This window comes from Pseudanabaena biceps PCC 7429 (genome assembly GCF_000332215.1).
Lineage (GTDB): Bacteria > Cyanobacteriota > Cyanobacteriia > Pseudanabaenales > Pseudanabaenaceae > Pseudanabaena > Pseudanabaena biceps.
This window is the reverse complement of sequence record NZ_ALWB01000422.1, coordinates 1-755: the sequence shown is the minus strand read 5'-3', so window position 1 is coordinate 755 and position 755 is coordinate 1. Positions and strand designations below refer to the sequence as shown.

The following is a 755-nucleotide window of genomic DNA, read 5'->3' as shown; positions in this document are numbered from 1 at the left end:
CCATCTAGGGTACAAGAAGCATGAATCGAAACCAGAAGGACAAAGCAACAGTCGTAACGGCTATAGCCAGAAAAAAGTGCAAGGGGAATTTGGTGTAGCCGAAATCGCAGTCCCGCGCGATCGGCAAGGAGAGTTTGAACCACAACTGGTCAAGAAAGGACAAAATCGACTGTCAGGATTAGACGAGAAGATCATTGTCTTGTATGCGCGAGGTATGAGTGTCAGGGATATCCAAGCCCAGTTGCAAGAAATGTATGGGGTCGAAGTATCACCAACGCTTATTTCCAATGTCACTGATGAGGTAATTGATGAAGTCAAGCAATGCGCCCTACCGTCCCCTAGATGCGGTTTATCCGATCGTATTTCTGGACTGTCTGGTGATCAAAGTTCGAGACAATGGCCGAGTGATCAATAAATCACTGTACTTTGCCTTGGCGGTGAATATGGACGGTAGTCCTAAAAAGGAAAGGACGCACACGGAGGTAAAGAAGTGTTGTAATGATGAATAAAATTCCAAATGGCCCCAATGTGATTTTCCAACTTCTTAGAAAAGGATAAGGTCTTTCTAACTAGTCTAGATACTCGTTGACGTAACGTACAGTTGAATCGCTCAATATAGTTGGTCTTTCCCGTTTCTTTACCGACTGCCCTATGACGTTTTGCTGGGGAAGGACAACTGGATAAGACGAGTAGAAATCAGTGTAAATAATCGCACATTGTCGATAGACACTAGGCAACGATTCCCATAACTTTTG

At 44.2% G+C, this 755-nt stretch carries 2 pseudogenes; one reads left to right on the top strand and one right to left on the bottom strand.

The annotated features are described in order from the left end of the window. A pseudogene (locus tag PSE7429_RS22895) lies at window positions 1-452 on the top strand (IS256 family transposase); the annotation flags it as partial. A 4-nt stretch (window positions 453-456) separates the two neighbouring features. Here the strand turns inward: PSE7429_RS22895 and PSE7429_RS24865 are convergent. Next, window positions 457-755 (bottom strand): annotated as a pseudogene (locus PSE7429_RS24865) (IS1 family transposase); the annotation flags it as partial.